The sequence below is a fragment of the Rhodocista pekingensis genome (assembly GCF_042665545.1).
In the GTDB taxonomy this organism is placed as follows: domain Bacteria; phylum Pseudomonadota; class Alphaproteobacteria; order Azospirillales; family Azospirillaceae; genus Rhodocista; species Rhodocista pekingensis.
The window spans coordinates 708,905-727,984 of sequence record NZ_JBHTCM010000004.1 but is presented as its reverse complement, the minus strand read 5'-3'; the positions used below and the strand labels follow the sequence as shown (position 1 = coordinate 727,984).

The 19,080-nt window shown below is 67.4% G+C and carries 12 protein-coding genes; 7 read left to right on the top strand and 5 right to left on the bottom strand.

The features are described from left to right. Positions 1-3,631: DUF4347 domain-containing protein (locus tag ACFQPS_RS04015; RefSeq protein ID WP_377356618.1), on the bottom strand; the 3,631-nt coding region annotated here is incomplete at its 3' end. Between the two features lie 1,197 nt (positions 3,632-4,828). Between ACFQPS_RS04015 and ACFQPS_RS04010 the strand changes: the two genes are divergently transcribed. The 3 genes from ACFQPS_RS04010 (at position 4,829) to ACFQPS_RS04000 (ending at position 9,047) form a co-directional block, all read left to right on the top strand. Further along, on the top strand, positions 4,829-5,389 hold the full coding sequence (locus tag ACFQPS_RS04010; RefSeq protein ID WP_377356617.1) for an RNA polymerase sigma factor: 561 nt from the start codon (positions 4,829-4,831) through the stop codon (positions 5,387-5,389). Then, positions 5,389-6,411 (top strand): FecR family protein, encoded by a 1,023-nt coding sequence (locus tag ACFQPS_RS04005; RefSeq protein WP_377356616.1) that lies wholly within the window; start codon positions 5,389-5,391, stop codon positions 6,409-6,411. Before ACFQPS_RS04010 ends, ACFQPS_RS04005 begins: the two co-directional genes overlap by 1 nt. A gap of 92 nt (positions 6,412-6,503) precedes the next feature. Beyond that, complete coding sequence (locus ACFQPS_RS04000; protein ID WP_377356615.1) at positions 6,504-9,047, top strand: TonB-dependent receptor; 2,544 nt, start codon at positions 6,504-6,506, stop codon at positions 9,045-9,047. A 115-nt stretch (positions 9,048-9,162) separates the two neighbouring features. Here ACFQPS_RS04000 and ACFQPS_RS03995 read toward each other — a convergent pair whose 3' ends face one another. Then, entirely contained in the window at positions 9,163-10,074 is a 912-nt protein-coding gene (locus tag ACFQPS_RS03995; RefSeq protein ID WP_417715162.1) for an AraC family transcriptional regulator, read from the bottom strand. A gap of 23 nt (positions 10,075-10,097) precedes the next feature. Here ACFQPS_RS03995 and ACFQPS_RS03990 point away from each other — a divergent pair, with 23 nt between their 5' ends. From ACFQPS_RS03990 to ACFQPS_RS03980, 3 genes are read left to right on the top strand one after another with little or no spacing between them, the layout of a single operon-like run. After that, on the top strand, positions 10,098-12,206 hold the full coding sequence (locus ACFQPS_RS03990; protein WP_377356614.1) for an FUSC family protein: 2,109 nt from the start codon (positions 10,098-10,100) through the stop codon (positions 12,204-12,206). Continuing rightward, positions 12,203-12,418, top strand: coding sequence for a DUF1656 domain-containing protein (locus ACFQPS_RS03985; protein ID WP_377356613.1), 216 nt, complete (start codon positions 12,203-12,205; stop codon positions 12,416-12,418). Before ACFQPS_RS03990 ends, ACFQPS_RS03985 begins: the two co-directional genes overlap by 4 nt. Next, a complete protein-coding gene (locus ACFQPS_RS03980) occupies positions 12,415-13,407 on the top strand; it encodes an efflux RND transporter periplasmic adaptor subunit (RefSeq protein ID WP_377356611.1) in 993 nt (330 codons plus the stop codon). The genes ACFQPS_RS03985 and ACFQPS_RS03980 overlap by 4 nt, the downstream gene beginning before the upstream one ends. 176 nt (positions 13,408-13,583) lie before the next feature. Here ACFQPS_RS03980 and ACFQPS_RS03975 read toward each other — a convergent pair whose 3' ends face one another. Continuing rightward, positions 13,584-14,141: a hypothetical protein gene (locus ACFQPS_RS03975; protein WP_377356609.1), complete on the bottom strand. Its 558-nt coding sequence runs from the start codon at positions 14,139-14,141 to the stop codon at positions 13,584-13,586. A gap of 80 nt (positions 14,142-14,221) precedes the next feature. After that, complete coding sequence (locus ACFQPS_RS03970; protein WP_377356608.1) at positions 14,222-15,592, bottom strand: glutamine synthetase family protein; 1,371 nt, start codon at positions 15,590-15,592, stop codon at positions 14,222-14,224. 247 nt (positions 15,593-15,839) lie between these two features. Here ACFQPS_RS03970 and ACFQPS_RS03965 point away from each other — a divergent pair, with 247 nt between their 5' ends. Continuing rightward, complete coding sequence (locus ACFQPS_RS03965; RefSeq protein WP_377356607.1) at positions 15,840-17,183, top strand: glutamine synthetase family protein; 1,344 nt, start codon at positions 15,840-15,842, stop codon at positions 17,181-17,183. Here the strand turns inward: ACFQPS_RS03965 and ACFQPS_RS03960 are convergent. Further along, a complete protein-coding gene (locus tag ACFQPS_RS03960) occupies positions 17,143-19,047 on the bottom strand; it encodes an ATP-binding protein (protein ID WP_377356606.1) in 1,905 nt (634 codons plus the stop codon). The genes ACFQPS_RS03965 and ACFQPS_RS03960 overlap by 41 nt on opposite strands. Positions 19,048-19,080 lie beyond the last annotated feature (33 nt).

Genomic DNA, 19,080 nt, shown 5'->3' with positions numbered 1-19,080 from the left:
TGCCGGTGTCGCTGGCCAGCGCCAGGGTCGGGGTGGTCGGAACCGTGTTGTCCAGGGTGTACTCGGCATAATTGCCCGAGCCGACATCCGGGACGTTGCCGGCGATGTCGGAAAGGTCCCGGACCTGCGCCAGGGACAGATAGAGGTCGCCATTATAGGTGGCGATATTGCCGCCGGAGACCTTCACCGTATAGGTCCGCGCGTCGATCGCCGTCACCGTCAGCGTCGGCGTGCCGACATCGCCGGCGGTGCCGAGCACCGTGAAATCCGACGCGTCGACGTTGACCATGTCCTCGTCGAACGAGACCGAGTAGATCAGCTCATCGGCGTTGGTGAGCGGGTCGGCCGGCGTGTCCCTGCCCGTCGTCACGATGGGCTTCGTCGTATCGATCGTGACGCTCATGGTCTGGACGGCGCCCGCGTTGCCGGCGGCATCGATCTGGCGCACCTGGACGGCGCTGCCGTTCGCGTACACCCCCTCGGCCAGGGTCAGGCTGGTGCCGCTGCCGGCCGACCAGCTCCCCTTGTCATCCAGCCGGTACTGCCAGGAGGCGCCGGGCTCCAGGTTGCCGATCTCAAGGGTCGTGTCGGTGGTGATGCCGTCGCTGTCGGACACGCCGGTATCGGTAAAGCCCAGCGTCGGTGCCGCCGGCGCCGTGGCGTCGATGGCGTCGTTCGACTGGCTGATCGGCGTCGTCCAGGCGTCGGAGATGTTGCCGGCGGCATCCTTGAGCACGATCTCGACCGGGATGTCGGCCCCCGCCGCGCGGTCGCTGTCGCCCTCGCTCACCGTGTAGGTCGCGGTGTAGGTGCCGTCCCCCTTGTCCTGGAGGTCGGTCAGGGCGATGCCGTTCAGGCTGCCGCCGTGCAGCGACAGCCCGGCCTCGCCCGCATTGATGGTGACGGTGATAGCGTCGCCGATCTTATGGGTCTGGTCGGGAATGCTGACGCCGGTGATGGTCGGGCGCACGCCGTCCACCTTGACGCCGGCCAAGCTGCCGATGGTGCCCAGGTCGGGGTCGGCGTTGACGCTGCCGGTGGTGCCGGTCAGGGTGCCGCCAGCGGGGTCGATGGCGCCAGCGGAAACCGCGATGCCGTCGGCATCCGCATCGCCCGTGCCGACAGTGTAGCTGAAGGCCAGCGCGGCCGAGCCGCTGCCGGAGACATATTCGGCATATGTCGTCGTGCTGCCGACGGTCAGGGCGATGCGCGGCGTGCCGCCGCTGGTATCCACCGTCACCGCCTGGTCGAAATTGACGGTGAAGGTCAGATTGTCACCGATCTTGTAGGTGCCGTTGGGCGGCAGCGTGACCGAGGTCACGTCCGGCTGCCCCACGACACTGACGGTGGAGGTCAGGTTCAGGCTGGTGCTGTTGTCGCTGGCACCGCTGTCGGTCAGGCCGGTGATGGTCACCACCCGCGCCGTCCTGTCGGGATTATCACTGCCGCTGGAAAAGGTGATCCCGGTGACCAGGGTCTGGAAGTCGGTGGCGCTGAGGGACAGGCCGGTGATGGTGACCGTGGCGGTGCCCCCGGAGACGACCACCATCGCGTTGTCGGTGCCGCCGCCGACGCTCCAGGTGCCGCCGCCGTCCACCACGCAAGCGGTCCCGCCGATGCTCAGCACGTCGCCCGTGCTGACATTGCTGACGGTCAGGGTCAGGCCGGTCAGGGTCTGGCCGGCATCCACGGCGCTGGCGGTGGCTCCGGAAAACAGCGCCACCGCGCTGCCGCCCTCCGTAAAGGTGGGGGTGGCGCCGGTGGCGGTCAGGGTCGGCGCCTCATCGACGTCGGTGACGCTGACATTGACCGTCTGGGTGTCGGACACGGTGCCGTCCGATGCCGTCACCACCACGGTGTAGGTATTGTCGCCGCCACTGTCGGCCGGGCTCTCGAAATCATGTCCCGAGGCGAAGGACAGGACCCCGGTACTGCTGTCGATGCTGAACAGGGACTTATCGGCCCCGCCAGTGATCGAATAGGACAGCGTGTCGCCGTCGGCATCGGTCGCCACCACGGTGGTGACCGCCGTCGTATTCTCTGCGACCGTGACAGTGGCCGTGGCGCCCCCGCCGTCGGACGTGATGACCGGCGCGTCGTTCACGGCGGTCAGCGTCACGGTGACCTTCTGCTGGGCGGCGCTCTCCCCGTCCGCATCCTTGGCGTTGATGTTGATCGTGCGCGCCGTCGTGTTCGGGGCGTCGGAGCTGTTGTTGAAGGTGACGGCCTGAAGCGCCGACTGGAAGCTCGCCGTGTCCGACGGGCCGGTAAGCGTGATGCTGGTGGTGCCGCTGCCGCTGATCGTTATGCCGGAATAGCTGCCGGTCAGGGTCAGGCTGTCACCCGACTGGGCATTGCCGATGCTGACGGTCATCGACTGGATGTTACCGCCGTCGGTCACCGTCGCGGCGGGCGCGATGGCGACCGGGCCGCTTCCGGCGGTGCCGTTCGCAACGCCCCCGTCCTCCGTCCAGGTGATGCTGTTACGGGTGCCGGCGGCGGCCCCGTTGAGGTCCAGCGTGGGGGCGGTGGGGCTCGTGGGCAGGAGGAAACAGCTGCTGTCGACCGCAGAGACGCCCACGAGGTAGACGTAGTAGACGGCCATCTCGTTGGCGTTCTGCACACCGGCGACGATCCCGGTCGCGGTCGTGCCGAACGTCACACTGTAATGATCCGCATCCAGGACCCAGGGCTTGTCGTAGTTGGGATTGGGCTCGGGCAAGGAGGTAATGGGCGAAACCCAGGAGGTGTACGTGGTGAAACGATCGTCCGTTCCATACATATATATGCCGGTGCTATCGTCTACCACATCCGTCGTGTAGTCGGCCTCGTCCAGAAGAAATGTCAGAGATCGCAGATCAATGAAGTCTTCTTCCGGATTGAAACCATAGACGATGGCGATGTTGTTGATGCCGGCATTGTCAGGGAGCCAGCCGTAGATACTGCCAAGTTTACTGCCGGTTAAGGCGATGTAATCGATAGTGCCATTGGTCAGGGTGTAGCTGGTGCTCTCCTTGACCGTGTGGGTGGCCTCATCCAGCACGCCGGAGAAACCGCCCGTCCGGTCAAAGGCAGTGGGGGTTTCGACCGATCCGACGGAGCGTTCCAGGGTCCAGTTCCCGCCCAGGGCGGCGGCGCCGGTCCTGTCGGTGGAGGCGGCAACGTCGGCGCCGGTCAGGGTCGAAAGCTGGCGGACGAAGTCGGTCCCCGCCCCGTCGGCGACGTCGCAGCCATAGAGCAGCAGGTCGCCATCATCGGACAGGGCCGAGCCCAGCCTGGCGAGATCATCGGCGCGTTCCGCCGCCACCGCGCCGTCCAGCGACAGCGCACCCAGGTGCAACCGCCCGGCGGCTCCGTGGGTGACCAGGTGGATGGCGTCATAGCCGGCATGGCCGTCGGCGGCCCAGGCCGCCATCTGCGCCAGCCCGTCGCCCGTGCCGTCCAGCACGACGACCTCCCCCCCGTCCCGGACGCTGGCGAGCAGATCGGCGAGCCCGTCGATACCCCCGTCGATGAACACCACCTCCTTACGGCCGCCGCCCCCGGTGGTCGGCGGGGGGGAGGCTGTCTGCCCCGTGGCATCCGCCTGACCGTTGATGGAGGTGCCGAGGGTGTGGGTGGTGCTGGTCATGGTTTTCCCCAGATATGCCCGTGGACACGGGAACGGATCGGCGCGCCCTGTTCAGCGACGGCTCCGCCCTGCGTGCCCGGCGGTGCGGCGTCGCTTCAGCCTGATTGAATTGTGGATGGAGAGAGGGTCCGGTGGACGGCGCTACCCGTGCCCGTCGCCAAGTCCCCGGAAACCGCAGAACAGTTCCCGGCAACGCGTATCCGCCGGTTGCTCATCGGGCGCCCATGCCCCGTCGCGGGACTCTGAGGCAGCCATGAAGGCTGTCCTGCTCATCATCCGATTCCCCCGCATGGCGGGCCGATGATCGGTCACGCCGCGCCACAACCTTTTCCCATCCAGAACAACTGAATGAAAGGCGCTGAATGCCACAGTGCTACCAGCAACGTTCAAAGAACATGAAAATATGCTGAATGACTGTCAGACGTTCATTCCATATGGCGGCAGCTCCCCAGGCCGGCAGGCGCGCCGGTCTTCCTGTGCGGCCCGAGGAGGGCAGAGGACGCAGCAGAGCCATGGTGCGGCGCGGCGGCGGGGATATAACTATCTGTAAAAATTTGATTTTCTGGACAAGTTCGGTGTGGGGCAGCGGCCGTGATTCCTGCCGTTTCCGATCGGCCCGGAGATCAGCGCGCCTCGACCGCGATGATGTTGTCTCCGCCACACCGACCGGTATGCTCGCCATTCGCGACATAGATATAAAATTCTGCAATTTATAAGATTGAGAAATTGGAGATCGAGCTGCGGGAAAGAGGCGCAGCTTGCGTCTTTCTGACCTTTCCGGACGGGGTTTTCCCGGATGTGCCAACGGAGCATGCACATGGGCGCAATATCGTCCCTCTGGGCATGACGGCACGAAGCAGTTCGTAGCATGATGCAAGTCACCGGATTTCCCGGCATCGCTGAACCCCGGTCCCAGAGGGGGGAGGGGCCCTACCTGGAAACCCGGCCGGGAAAGGAGGAAACGATCCGTGGCGACGGGCTGGTTCTGTCGCCTTCTCAATCCCGGCCATCCGGTCGCGGTTCACCCGCTCCCGAGCTTGCGACACGTCACAAACCCGGCTTCAGGCCTTTCCGGACGGGCTCCGCGCGATCGCGGCCCAGCGGAAGCCAAGCGTGTGAACGACGGCCTGCTGACATAAAACCGTCGCAGCATCGGTGGTATCGGAGGCCCGACGCGGCAGATATGAGGCGTGGCGGGTGTCCAGGCACAAGGGTGAAGGCTCGGCCCATCGACGACAGGAGAGTCCGGGCGACACTGTCGAGGCGGCGGAGCATCGGGCCCTGCTGCGTCGGTTCTTCCAGCGACGGCTACGGGCCTCCGACGATATCGAAGACCATATCCAGGAGGTCTACTGTCGCGTCCTCGCTGCGGCGGCGCAGCAGAAAAAAATCCAAAGCTGGCGTGGGATTCTGCTGCGGACTGCGTCTACGGTATGGATTGACCAGTTCCGGCGTGACCGCGCCCGGCTGCGGGACCAGCATGTCGACCTGCCTTCCGAGAATGATACCCACGCCGATCCGTCCGCATCGCCCGAGGATTTGGCCGCGGCCCGCCGCACGCTTCGCGACGTGGAGGCAGCCCTGATGGAGTTGGAGCCCATCTGCCGGCAAGCCTTCATGCTCGCGCGTTATGAAGGCTTCGCCCACCGCGACATTGCAGAGCGGCTCGGCATCCCCACCGTATCCGTCGGCCGGCACGTCGAGCGCGCGCTGGCGCACCTGGCCCGCCGGTTGGCGGAGTGCGACGGGGAACCATGATGACCGAGTCACAGCCTGGCACTTCCTCCGACGAGACGGCGCTGCGTGACGCGGCCGCCTGGATGGTCCGCATCGCCGCACCGGGCTCCGGAGCGGCGGACCGCGAGGCACTGCGGCGCTGGCTGGCGGAGCATCCGCGCAACCTGGCGGCCATGGACCTCGTCGAGCGTAGCTGGCGGGTGGCGGGGGATCTGGAAAGGACGCCCGGCATCCAGGCCGAAAGGGCCCGGGCGCGTCGGCTGCGCCTGGCGACGGCTGCCGATGCCCCACGCCGCCAACGGCTCTGGCTCGCGCCGGCGGCCGGTGCGGGGGCGCTCGCGCTCGCCGCTGCGCTTGCCCTGGCACTGTTTCCGCCCGTGAACTACGGCCTGGGTGCGACCCACCGCACGGCCATGGGCCAGAGCCTGGAAACCAGCCTTCCCGACGGCAGCCGTGTGCGGCTCAACACGGATACGGAACTGCACATCGACTACGGCTGGCTCGGCCGCCACGTTGCGCTCACCCGCGGCGAGGCGGAGTTCGTCGTGGCTCACGGTGACCCGCGGGCCTTCACGGTGTCCGTCAACGGGATCGAGGTGCGTGCCACGGGCACGGTCTTCACCGTGCGCGACATGGGCGAGGGAACCCGGGTCTTCCTGCTGGAGGGGGGCGTCCGGATCCTCAATGACGGCGATGACATAACCCTCGCCGTGCTCAGGCCCGGGGAGCGGGCCGAGCTGGACCGGAGCGGCATCGTCGCCCTCGCTCCCGCGGACGCGGCGGCGGAACGGGCATGGCTCGCCGGGCAGCTCCTCTTCAGGGACACGCCGCTGCCCGATGCCCTGGCCGAGTTTGCCCGCTACACGCACGTCGATGTCCAGGTCGCGCCGCCGCTGCGCGGGCTGTCCGTCAGCGGGGTCTACCGCGCGACCGACCTCCAGGCCTTTCTTGACGCGGTTTCCCGCATTCACCCGGTCGGCTGGCGCCAGATCGGTCCGGGACGGGTCATGCTGGAGCCTGGCCCCGCAGACAAGGGTCCATGAATTTTTTACGTCATCCCGGAATCCGTCGATCCGCTGCGTCTGGAGCGGGTGCGGGCCAGCGTGGCCCGATCCGAATGAAGCCGGGGTCGATTATGCTCTCCAGTGCCTTGAAGTCCGTCCTGCTGGCAGGGACCATCCTCGCCACCCTTCCGGTTGCCGCCGCCCAGCCTGGACCGGCGCCTGCGGCAGCCGCCTACTCCATCCCCTCCCAGGACCTGTCCGCGGCCCTGCTGTCGCTGGCCAGCCAGTCCGGGCGCAACATCCTCTTCAACCCCGCCGCCGTGGCCGACAAGCGATCCGCTCCCGTGACCCGCGCGGATTCATTCGAGGCGGCTCTGGATGCCTTGCTGGTCGGCACGGGCCTCGTCGCCCAGGTGGCGCCCGATGGATCGGGCACGGTGACGCCCCTGCCGACGGGCTCCGCGCCATCCCGGCCGGCTCCGAAGGCACCGCCCCCCGCAGCCATGGGTCCGGCAGCCGTCGGCCTGAATGAACCGCTGGAAGAGATCGTCGTCACGGCGCAGAAGCGGGAGAGCCTGCTGGAGACTGTGCCGACCGCCATTGCCGTCCTTGACGGGGCCGAGGCCGCCAGGCGCGGAATCACCGACTTCGGGGGCCTGGTCGACGAGGTGCCCGGGGTTTCCATCAACTACGCCTTCGGCGGTCCCGGCTACGGGCTCTTGAGCATCCGCGGCGTCGGCGGTGCCGACGACTACAAGCCCAACGGCAACCCGTCGGTCGCCCTGCATGTCGATGGCATCTACCAGACCTCCAATGCCTATCTGGGGATCCCGCTCTTCGATCTTGAAAGGATCGAGATCCTGAAGGGACCGCAGGGGACGCTCTACGGCCGCAACACTACCGCCGGCGTTGTCAACGCCATCACCCGTGGGGTGACCGACGAGACCGAGGGCTATGTCGACGTCGAGTACGGGAGTTACGACTATGCATCCGTAGAGGCCGCTGTCGGCGGCAGGCTGTCCGACAGGGTCGGGGTCCGCCTCGCCGTGCTGACGGAGCAGGGGGGCGGCTTCATGACGGGTCGTGGCGCCGGGACCCTGGCGGGCTTTCAGCCCGTGATCGGCGGCGTCCGCCAGACACAGGTTCCGCCGATCACCGACCCCGGCCCGCGCGAGGGATTTGGCGACAAGGATATCTTCGCCGCACGCGGCACCATCGGCCTGGACCTGGACGACGACACCACTCTCACCCTCAAGCTGTTCGGCAGCCGGGATCGTGGTGACACCCGGCAGTATGACCGCCTTCCCCGCCGGCTGGACAACACCATCCTGAACCCGGGGGAGGACGAGGATCCCTACACGTTCTTCTCCAACCAGTACTTCCGGCAGCGGATCAACGTGGCGGGGCTGTCGGGCGAACTGGAGCACCGGTTGGCAGACGGGCTGAACCTCACCATCCTCGGCGGCTCGCAGTGGAGCGACCGCCGCGTCGGCGGCAACGGTGACGGCACGCCCTACCCGCAGTACGAGTTCCTGTTCGATGAGGACCTGAGTCAGGCCTCCATCGAGGCCCGGCTGGCCGACGATGTCGGCGGCGCGATCGACTGGATTGCGGGTGTCTTCTATGTGAGCGACGACATCGACTTCAACAGCACCTGGACCAGCTTCGCGGTCCGCTCGGTCTATGACTCGCCCTATGCGCAGAACCGTGACAGCGCTGCCGTCTTCGGGCAACTCGACTGGAACGTGACGGACAGCCTGCGCCTGGGCGCGGGCGCCCGGTACACACGGGACACGGCCGACTATCGGGGCAGCAACATCGACCGCAATCCCTGGGGCATCTCTACCTTCGAGACCACCTTCGCTACCCGGAGCCCCTTCACCTGGGACCGGTCCTTCGAGGACGACAACGCCTCGGGCCGGCTGACCGCGCAGTATTTCGTCAACGATGCGCTCAACATCTTCGTTTCCGGCGGGACCGGGTACCGGTCGGGCGGGTTCGATGGAACGTCCATCTTCACGGTCGAGGAAACCTATCCCTTCAAAAGCGAGACGGTCCGATCGTTGGAGGCCGGCCTCCGCTGGACGGGCGACCGCTTCCGGCTGTCGTTGGACGGTTTCATCAACAGATTCCGGAATCTCCAGGCGACGACCCGCCTGTCGAACGACACCAACGGCCGGACCAACGTCGGCCGTGCGGAGACGCAGGGGGTCGAGGCCTCGGCGTTCCTCCGGGTGCTTCAGACCGACCGGCAGACCCTGGACGCCTCGGCCTCCGTCGCCCTTCTGGACAGCGAGATCACGGAGTTCACCTCGAACCGGATCGCGGAGGTGCGGGCGACCGTGGGCGATCCGTTGCCGGGCGCCCCAGACGTCACGGCCTATGCGTCACTCACCCATTCCATCCTGTTCGCTGGTGGCTGGACGCTCACCTCGACGCTCAGCGTCAGCCATCACGGCGAGGAATCGAACCGGCTGAACGCGTTGCCGAACAACACGACGGAGGCCTACACCCTGGTCGACGCGCGCGTCGAGCTTGAGGCCTTGGCCGGCTGGTCGGTCTACGGCTACGGCCGGAACATCACCGACGAGGTCTATTTCCCTGAACTGAACGGGGCTTCACGCCTTGTCGGGGCGCCGGCGACCTACGGCGTCGGCTTCCGATACGCGTTCTGAGGCTGCCCGGACGGGCTGCGGGCGGGATCCTGACATCCCGCCCGCCCACACCGGCATCCTGAAAAGGAGGGGGATGCCCAACGGCGGCGTTCGGAAAGCCATACCAGGCAGCAGGTCACGCGACCGGCGGGACGACTGTCCGTGGGGAAAGGGGGAGGCAATCCCGCGCACAGGTCTCCGGGGACGGGGAACTCCGTTGCGCGAAGTACTGGGCGGGCGTGCTCCCCAGCGCCTTCTTGAACATTGTGATGAAGGCGTTGACCGATTCGTACCCCAGTCCGGCCGCAACATTCTGCACCGACCCGCCACTCGCCAGTTCCCGCAGGGCGACGATGAGATGGAGTTGCTGTCGCCAGCGGCCGAACGTCAGTCCCGTCTCACGGATCAACAGGCGCGCCAAAGACCGCTCGCTCATCGCCACCCGCTTCGCCCAGTCGCTCAAGGTGCTGCGGTCCGAAGGATCGGCCGTCAGGGCATCGGCGATCGCCCGGATCTTCGGATGACCGGAGATCGGCAGATTGAACCGCTCATGCGGCATTTCCGCGAGTTCGTCCAGCAACACACGGGCCATCCGGGCGGCATGGCTGTCGGCAGCGTAATCCGCACGCTCGCGCGCCAGGCGCTCGACCATTTCCCGGATCATTGATGAGATCGAAAGCGTGCAGCTGGTCTCAGGCAGGTCCGCCGCGTCCGGTTCCACGAACAGATAGGTCAGCCGCGCATTTGCGGTCGCGCGGGCGCTGTGGGGCATGCCGCCCGGAATCCACACCCCGCACTGGGGGGGCACGATCCAGACCTCGTTGCCCGCCGTGCAGGTGACGGCGCCGTGCAGAGCCAGGATCAACTGGCCCTTCCGATGCACATGCAAAGGCACCTCCGCCTCATGATCCGCGAAATCGAGCTTGTGGGCGACCGCGGGCAGAGGCGTGAGGTCGGGATCGAAAACGGAAATGGCGGAGGGCAACACGGGCATGCGATTGACCGTTTTCAGGGATTTCATGTCAGAATACTGAATTTCACTGATCATGAAAATCAATCACAATCGGCCGCATGAACACGCCGCCGCCCGTATGCCTCCGCCTGACCAGGACCTGCACAGCCGTGCGACAGGCGGGGCTGAATTTCCTGCGCACGCCCGCCATGAAGACCGATGCGGATGCGATTCTGTTTTCGGCAAAGAGCTTCGCCGCCGCGATGCTGGCCTACTATGTTTCGCTGCGGATAGGGCTGCCCAAGCCGTTCTGGGCCATCGTCACGGTCTATATCGTCTCGCAGACATCGGCCGGGGCGTCCCTCAGCCGTGGTGTGTATCGCTTCGCCGGGACGCTCATCGGTGCGATCGCGACGGTGGCGATCGTTCCGAATTTCGTGAACGACCCGATCCTGTGCAGCGTCATCCTCGCTGGCTGGATCGGCCTGTGCCTGTTCTTCTCGCTGCTTGACCGCACGCCACGCGCCTATGCCTTCGTTCTTGCAGGCTACACGGCAAGCCTGATCGGCTTTCCCAGCGTGCTTGATCCCGGTGCGGTCTTCGATACGGCGTCCCTGCGCGTCCAGGAGATCTGTATCGGGATTCTCTGTGCCGCCCTGATCCATCGCTACGTTCTGCCGAAGCCGATGACGGGCCAGTTCACCGGCAAGCTGTCGGCGACCCTGCGGGACGCACGCCGGCTTGCAGGCGACGCGCTGACGGAAACGCCGGAAGAGAACCGCAGAGATCGCCATCAGCTTTCCCTCGACCTTCTGACGCTACAGGGGCTTGCGACGCATCTGCCCTATGATCCCGCTGCGGTGACACCGCGGCGCAGGACGTTGCAGCTTATCCATGACCGGCTCGCCCGGCTTCTTCCCCTCACGGCTGAAATCGAAGACCGGGTGCATTTTCTCGGCATCGGCGACGGTGATGATGACCTGACGGCACTGGTCGGCGATGTCCGGGCCTGGATTGCCACGACGGACACGGATGAGGGGGAGACGGCAGCCCGGCTGATGGGGCGGGCACGATCGGTCCAGAAGCAGTCGGGCGCAGATGCGGCAGCGCCGGGCGATCGTGTCGGCGCCAATCTTGCGGGCCATCTGGCCGAGATGATCGGGCTGCTTCATGACTGCGACCGGCTCAGGCAGAGCCTGACCGCCCGTTGGCGCTCACGACAAGCAGCACCGCTGCACGGGCCGAAGCATGCGAGGGGGTACGTCTATCACCGTGATCCGTGGATGGCGGCCCGTGCCGCGCTGGGCTGCATCGTCGGTATCCTCAGCGGCTGTGCCTTCTGGATAGGATCGGCCTGGCCGGAGGGCGGAACGGCCGTCTCCATTCTCGGCGTCTGCTGCACCCTGTTCGGCAACTTCGACGCACCGGTGCCTTTTGTCGTCAAATATATCGTCGGCTCGATCTACGGGGTGCTGATCAGCCTCGTCTACAGCTTCGCCATCCTGCCCCAGGTCACCAGCTTCCCGGTTCTTGTGGCGGTCCTTGCCCCGGCCTTCCTGTTCGCCGGCTCGCTCCAGGCCCGACTGCCGACGACGTTCATGGCGATGGGCATCACCCTCACCATCCCGATCCTCTCGGGACTGGACGCCAGCTACACAGGTGACTTCGCGACCGCCCTCAACACCGTGATCGCGCTGTTCGCGGCGGTCGGGTTCGGGGCGGTCAGCATGTCCCTGTTCCAGACCGTTCCGGTGGATGTGGCGATCAATCGGCTGCTTGACGCCAGTCGTCGGGATGTCGGCCGCCGCGCCCTGGGCGGCGCGCCCAACGAAGCCCACTGGGCGAGCCTGATGATAGACCGGACGGCGTTGCTGCTGCCGCGGCTGCGGGCGTCCGGGAAAGCCGGTGCAGACGTCCTTGACGATACGCTGCGCCATCTTCGCATCGGGCATGCCGCCGGCCAGCTTCGCAAGACGATCCCCCGGACAAAGGGCGGGGCCGGCGCGGCGACCGGCGAGCTTCTTTCCGCGATCGCCGTATCCTTTCGCGTCAGGAAACCGATAACGCCGGCCGATCTCATCGACCTTGATCAGCGCATTGAGACCGTGATGGCGTTGATGGGGGACGGCGCAGACAGACGCCGGTCGCGTGCAGTCGATCTGCTCATCGACCTCCGCTTCGCCCTCGGGACCGGTGGAAAGTCAAAGGAAGGGGAACCCTCCTCATGATCGTTGATCTGAATATCGCAGGAGTCTTCATCCCCGGTCTGGTGGTCCTCGGGTTCATCGCGCTGATCACCACCCTGGCAACGATGCGCTTCTGCACCACCACCGGCCTCTCCCGACTGTTCGCGCATCGGACAGTCGTCGAAATCGCCACCTTTCTCCTCCTCTACGGTCTGCTCGTGCAGTCCCTGCCACTGATCGGACTACTGCCGTGAAACCTCTTCTGTTCCTGCTCGGCCGCTATGCCCTGACCCTTGGCGTGGTCGTTGTCTCCGCCGTTGTCGCCATGCAGGCGTGGAACCAGTACGAGCGAACGCCCTGGACCCGGGACGGGCGGGTCGGCGTGGATGTCATACAGATCGCGCCGGAAGTCTCCGGTACGGTCCGCTCCGTGGCTGTCGCCGATAATCAGTATGTTGAACGGGGCGACATTCTCTACGAGATCGATCCCGAGCGACTTCGGCTGGCCGTGGCGCTGGCCGAGGCCGACGTCGAAGCGAAGCGTCAGGACATGATCGTCCGTCAGGCGACGGCGCGGCGACACGGCCAGCTCAGGAATGTCGTTTCACAGGAAGCGGCCCAGCAATCCAGTGGGGCGGCAGCGGTGGCCAGTGCTGCCTATCAGGCAGCGGTTGCTGCCCTCGATCTGGCCAGACTCGATCTCGCCCGTTCAACCATCCGGTCGCCGGTCGCCGGTTATGTCACCAATCTGAAGCTTCGGCCCGGCGACTATGCGACGGCGGGCACGACCAAGGTCGCTATTCTCGACGCATCCAGCTTCTGGATCACCGGCTATTTCGAGGAGACGAAGATCCATAAGATCCGCGTCGGAAGCCCGGCGCGGATCATGCTGATGGGCTTTGACCGGCCGGTGACCGGTCATGTCGAAAGTATCGGCCGCGGGATCGAGAACAGCAACGACGCGCCGGGTCATCTCGGCCTGCCCAATGTGGCCGCGACATTCTCCTGGGTGCGTCTTGCGCAGCGCATTCCGGTGCGCATTGACATTGATGAGATGCCGTCCGGCATGGAACTGGCGGCAGGGATGACAGCGACGGTCGAGATCATCCCGGCAAATGCCGAAACGACCAGCATGACAGGCGGCTTTCAGGGGCTCGGGTCCGGCGCAGCCAGTGGGGGCGCATCCAGTGGGAACACCGGGCGCGCTGCTGGTGGCGTCGTCTCCAGCGTGACCAGTCGATAACGGCGGTGGGCTCGGGAAGCGACTGGATGATGAGCCGGTGATGGAGGGAGGCTGCGGCCCTGGTTCGATGGCCAGCCGTTCCTGCGCTCCGCCGGCGCCAGCAGAGCGACCAAGGACTGGCGCGTCCGCCGGCGCGCATCCAGCCGGTGGAACCGCGGCGCTATCCGTGCTGTAGTCTAATGCTTCACCACCTTCAGCCGGCGGGTCGGCGACGGCACGGCCTCCCGCAGCAGACGCTCGACCCGTCGCGCCTGGGCGGCGGCGACCTCGAAATCATGGGCCAGTCTGGCGCAGATCGCCGGCGCGTCCAGCCCGTCGCGGCGCTGTGCCGGCTCCCAGTTGGGATCGTGCAGGCGATGGCGCAGGGTCTGTGCCTTGCGCGCCGCCAGCGCCGCCAGCGGGCCGAACGGTGCGGGCAGCTTCTCCAGCCGCCGGACGTCGCCGCGGTAGCGGACCGGCATGTCGAAATCCAGCCGTGCCAGATCAAGCGGAGCGTCGGGCTGCGCCGCCGCTTCGTCGCCCAGGGTGCGGGCCGAGACGGCCGCCGCCTCCAGCGACAGGGCCAGGGCGCGGGTATCCGCCAGCAGCGCCGTGGCATCGGCGTCCGGCAGCTTGGCGGACTTGCCGCGCCCGAAGCGGAAACGGACGCCGATGAACAGCCGGGCCACCAGATAGACGGCGGCCAGACCCAGCACGACGTAGACGGTTGCGGGATCGCTGAAGAAGTCCAACATGGCGGCACCATGCCCCAGAGCGGTGGCGCCGGGCAACCGTCCCGACGGCCGCATTTCCGCGTCCGAAGGGGGAGACGGGGTCAGGCGTTGCGGAGATACCAGCCGTATTCCAGGGGTGTGACCTCCGCCGCGAACTTGCGCTGCTCCGCCCGCTTGGTGATCACGTAGGTGTCCACGAAGGCGTCGCCCAGCCCCCGGCGCAGCACCGCGGACCCGTCCAGCAGGTCCAGGGCCGCGTCCCAGCCGGTCGGCAGCCGCGGCGCATCGGCGCCGTAGGCGTTGCCCTCGGCCGGCGGGCCGGGGTCGATACGGCCGTCCAGCCCGTGCAGGAGGCCGGCCAGCAGGCCCGCGACCACCAGATAGGGATTCGCGTCGGCCCCGGCGATGCGGTACTCGACCCGGCGCGAGGCCGGCGGACCCGCAGGGATGCGCAGGGCGGCGGTGCGGTTGTTCACGCCCCAGGCGGCAACGGTGGGCGCGTAGCTGCCCGGTTGCAGGCGGCGCCAGGAGTTGGCGCCGGGAGCGGCCAGCGCCATCGCCGCCGGCAGGGTCTGCGCCAGCCCGCCGATGGCCCAGCGGAGCTGTTCGCTGCCGGCCGGGTCCTCGGCGGCGAAGATGTTGCGGCCGTCGCGGTCCAGCACGCTCATATGGACATGCATGCCGCTGGAGGCCTGGTCGCGGTAGGGCTTCGCCATGAAGGTGGCGTCGAAGCCGTGGCGCTGGGCCACGCCCTTCACCGCCCGCTTGAACAGCACGGCGTCGTCCGCCGCGCGCAGGGCGTCGGGCCGGTGCGCCAGGGTGATCTCGTACTGGCCGGGCCCGTATTCGGCGATGGCGGTGCCGGCGGGGATCTCCTGGGCGCGGCAGGCGGCGGTGATGTCGTCCAGCACCGCCTCGAAATCCTCAAGCTCGGCCAGTCCGTAGACCTGGGTGCGGTCCTGCGGCAGCCCGTTCTTGGGCGAGACGGGCGGGCTGGGCGGCTCGAAGGCGCCGCGCCCGCCGGCGATCAGGTAGAATTCCAGCTCGACCGCGATGACGGGTGTCAGCCCCCGCGCGGCGAGCGTGCCCACCAGCGTCTCGACCAGGGAACGGGGGGCGTAGGGGAACGGTTCGCCCTGCGGCCCGCGCATGGAGGTCAGCACCTGCCCCAGCGGGCGGGCTGCCCAGGGCACCGGGGCCAGCGTGCCGGCGACCGGCAGGCAGAGACGGTCGGGCACGCCCAGCGCCTGGCTCATGCCCGTCTCCTCGATCGTCTCGCCCGTGATGTCCACGGCGAAGGTGCAGCCGGGGATGGCGACGCCGTCGGTCCAGACCTTGCCCAGCTCGTCGATCGGCACCCGCTTGCCCCGGAACACGCCGCAGAGGTCCGGAAGCAGCACGTCCACCGCCTGAACGTCGGGGTGGCGACTGCGGAATTCCTGGATTTCGCTGGCGATGCGGTAGCTGGACATGGGGGCCGTCGGGCACGATGGGGAAGGGGGCGCAGGATGCTGCGGGCGCGCATGCTCGACCCCGCCGGCCCTGCGAGTCAAGGACGGCCCGAGCAGGAGACCCGTGGCCGGCAGGGGCGGCCGAGTCGAACCTTCGTCGTGGGACTGCGGCGGCCCCTTGCCGCACCCCCGGGGGCTTTGCCTATACTGTCCCCGGATGCAACAGCGCGGAGGGCTGCGGGACGCAGCGGCATCCTGCGGCGGTTTCATGAATCCATTGGAAGAATTCATCCGGTCCCGGCAGATCACCGAAGTGGAGTGCCTGGTCCCCGACATGTCCGGCATCGCCCGTGGCAAGATCCTGCCGGCCGAGAAGTTCCTGCGCATCCTGCGCGACCGGGGCCTGCGGCTGCCGGAGAGCATCTTCATCCAGACCGTCACGGGCGAGTATCCCGACGACGAGGACGTCACCAGTCCGGAGAATTTCGACGTCTACATGATCCCCGATGCCACCACCATCCGCACGGTGCCCTGGTATCAGGAACCGACGGCCCAGGTGGTCTGCGACTGTCTCTACGCCGACGGGTCGCCGGTGGACATCTCCCCGCGCTACGTGCTCAAGCGCGTGCTGGATCTCTACGACGCGCGCGGCTGGAAGCCGATCGTGGCGCCGGAGCTGGAGTTCTTCCTGGTCGCCATCAACAAGGACCCCGACTACCCGCTGGTTCCGCCCATCGGCCGCTCCGGCCGACAGGAGAGCGGCCGGCAGGCCTACGGCATCGACGCCGTCAACGAGTTCGATCCGATCTTCGAGGATGTCTACGATTTCTGCGAGAAGCAGGAGATCGACGTCGACACCATGTCCCATGAGGCCGGGGCGGCGCAGATCGAGATCAACTTCAACCATGGCGACCCGCTCGATCTTGCCGACCAGGTGCTGCTGTTCAAGCGTACCGTGCGCGAAGCGGCGATCCGGCACAACGTCTACGCCACCTTCATGGCGAAGCCGATGCAGAACGAGCCGGGCAGCGCCATGCACGTCCACCAGTCGGTGGTGGACAAGGTCACCGGGCAGAACCTGTTCGGGGCGGCGGACGGTGGCGACACCGATCTGTTCATGAGCCACATCGCCGGGCTCCAGAAGTACCTGCCCTATGCCATGCCGATGCTGGCGCCGAACGTGAACAGCTACCGGCGTCTGGTCCAGGGCTCCGACGCGCCGATCAATGTCCACTGGGGGCGCGACAACCGCACCACCGGCTTCCGTGTCCCGGTCAGCCCGCCGGAAGCCCGTCGGGTGGAGAACCGTGTCGCCGGCGCCGACGCCAACCCCTACCTCGCCATCGCCGCCAGCCTCGCCTGCGGCTACATCGGCATGGTGCAGGCGTTGGAGCCGACCGACCCGGTGAAGGGCTCGGCCCACCGGCTGGCCTTCACCCTGCCGCGGCACCAGACCGACGCGCTGGCGAAGTTCAACGCCTGCAAGCCGTTGAAGGAGACGCTGGGCGACCGCTTCGTGGCCGCCGTCAGCTATGTCAAGCAGGCGGAGTACGAGGCGTATCAGCGGGTCATCAGCTCCTGGGAGCGGGAGAACCTGCTGCTGAACGTGTGAGGTCCGGCAGGGCGGCGGCCTCGGCCATCCGCGGGTCCGCTGCCGCCGCCCCTGTCATCGCTCCGGCGGTCCCCTCTGCCGGGGCATCGCCGTGCCGGACCCGCATCGCCGTCAGCATGGCCGCCAGCCCGTCCATCAGGTCGCGCAGCCGGTCGAACTGGATCGGCTTGGGGATGACGGCCGTCATCCCTGCTTGCCGATAGGCGGCCTCGTCCTCCGGGAAGACATTGGCGGTCACGGCCACGACGGGCAGGGTGGCCAGCCGTTCGTCAGGCAGGCTGCGCAGGCGGCGCGTCGTCTCGGCCCCGTCGATGCCCTGGAGTCGGATGTCCATCAGGATCACGTCCACCGGCTCGTGCCGGATGATCTCCAGCGCCGCTTCGCCGCTGTCGGCGTAGAGCGAGCGGTGCCCCAGCCGGTCCAGCATCTGCTCCAGGATCAGCCGGTTCACCTCGACGTCCTCGACGATCAGGGCGCGCAGCGCAAGCGCGGGACCCGGCGCCGGGGGCGGCGGGGCGGGCGCTGTCTCGTGCGCCACCGTCACCGGCACCTGGACGCGGATGCAGGTGCCGCGGCCGGGCGTGCTTTCGATCTCCAGGTGTCCCTCCATGGCGGACAGGACGCCCCGGGTGATGGCAAGCCCCAGGCCGGCCCCGCCGCGCCGCGGGTCCGGCCGCACCGTGCCGCCTTCGATCTGGGCCAGCCGTTCCGGGGCAATGCCGATGCCGCTGTCCTCCACCCGGAGCAGCAGGGTCCCCTGGCCGGCCCCTGGGACGGCCTCGAACCCGACCGTCAGCGCGACGCGTCCGCGGTCGGTGAATTTGAGCGCATTGCCCATGAGGTTGAGCAGAACCTGCCGCAGCCGCGCCTCGTCGCCGACCAGCCGTCGGGGCAGGCCGGACGCCACGTCGCAGGTGATGCTGACGCCCTTCGCCGTTCCGCTGGGCAGCAGCATGTCGGCCACCGTCTCCGCCAGGACACGGGGGCAGAAGGGCCGGCGCTGGATGCGGAACCGTCCCCCCTCAATGTTGGACAGGTCCAGCAGGTCGTTGACGATCGCCAGCAGGCCGTGGCCGGCATCGTGCAGCACATCGACCAGATGCAGGTCGCGCTGCGGCAGGGTCCGCGTGCGCAGGAGCTGCACCACGCCCAGCATGCCGTTCAGCGGCGTGCGCAGCTCGTGGCTCATGTTGGCGAGGAACTCGGTCTTCGCCGCACTGGCCGCCTGGGCGGTGTCGCGGGCGGCCGCCAGCTCTGTGATCAGGGCGTCCTTCTCATGCCGGAGCCGGATCAGCTTCGTCATGTTCCTGTAGGTGGCGATGGCCGGAAAGAACAGGTACGTGACGAAGGCGATGCAGAGGGCCGAAAGCGTCAGTCCGAATCCGTTCGGGTCCAGCAGCGGTGCCGCCACGAAGGATGCCGCCACCGGCAGCGTGTCGATCAGGTAGAGGCGTCCGTCCGCCGTGCTCATGGCCGAGGTGGCCCCCATCGACCCCGCCAGCAGCAGCATGATGATGCCGTTGTTGAGCAGGTCGCCCGGAATCCAGCACCAGAACGGGATCGACGCCCACAGCAACGTCAGGACCGCGCGCAGGGCGGCGATCTCGCGGAAGCTCGTGGTGATCGCCTCGGTCCGGCAGCGGCTGGACAGGAAGCTCCGGAGCCGGAGCTGCGTCACGACCAGCATCGGCACATAGAGCGCGGTCCACAGGGCCGGCCGCTCCCACGGCACCCAGGTCGCCATGGCAACCGCGACCAGACCGACGATCACGCTTTCCAGATAGGCGTCGGACCGGTGCGTCTCGGCATAGAGCCGGAGCTGGTCCAGCCGGACCGAGGCGGTGACGATCGGCGCAGGGGACATGGTTACTCGGGCGTCTGACGTGCGGCCGTTATA

Excerpts from the sequence above, each read along its gene's own strand:
- ACFQPS_RS04005 (WP_377356616.1), top strand. The coding sequence starts at position 5,389 with ATGACCGAGTCACAGCCTGGCACTTCCTCCGACGAGACGGCGCTGCGT.
- ACFQPS_RS03990 (WP_377356614.1), top strand. The coding sequence starts at position 10,098 with ATGAACACGCCGCCGCCCGTATGCCTCCGCCTGACCAGGACCTGCACA.
- ACFQPS_RS03975 (WP_377356609.1), bottom strand. The coding sequence starts at position 14,141 with ATGTTGGACTTCTTCAGCGATCCCGCAACCGTCTACGTCGTGCTGGGT.
- ACFQPS_RS04000 (WP_377356615.1), top strand. The coding sequence starts at position 6,504 with ATGCTCTCCAGTGCCTTGAAGTCCGTCCTGCTGGCAGGGACCATCCTC.
- ACFQPS_RS03965 (WP_377356607.1), top strand. The coding sequence starts at position 15,840 with ATGAATCCATTGGAAGAATTCATCCGGTCCCGGCAGATCACCGAAGTG.
- ACFQPS_RS03960 (WP_377356606.1), bottom strand. The coding sequence starts at position 19,047 with ATGTCCCCTGCGCCGATCGTCACCGCCTCGGTCCGGCTGGACCAGCTC.
- ACFQPS_RS03970 (WP_377356608.1), bottom strand. The coding sequence starts at position 15,592 with ATGTCCAGCTACCGCATCGCCAGCGAAATCCAGGAATTCCGCAGTCGC.
- ACFQPS_RS03985 (WP_377356613.1), top strand. The coding sequence starts at position 12,203 with ATGATCGTTGATCTGAATATCGCAGGAGTCTTCATCCCCGGTCTGGTG.
- ACFQPS_RS03995 (WP_417715162.1), bottom strand. The coding sequence starts at position 10,074 with ATGATCAGTGAAATTCAGTATTCTGACATGAAATCCCTGAAAACGGTC.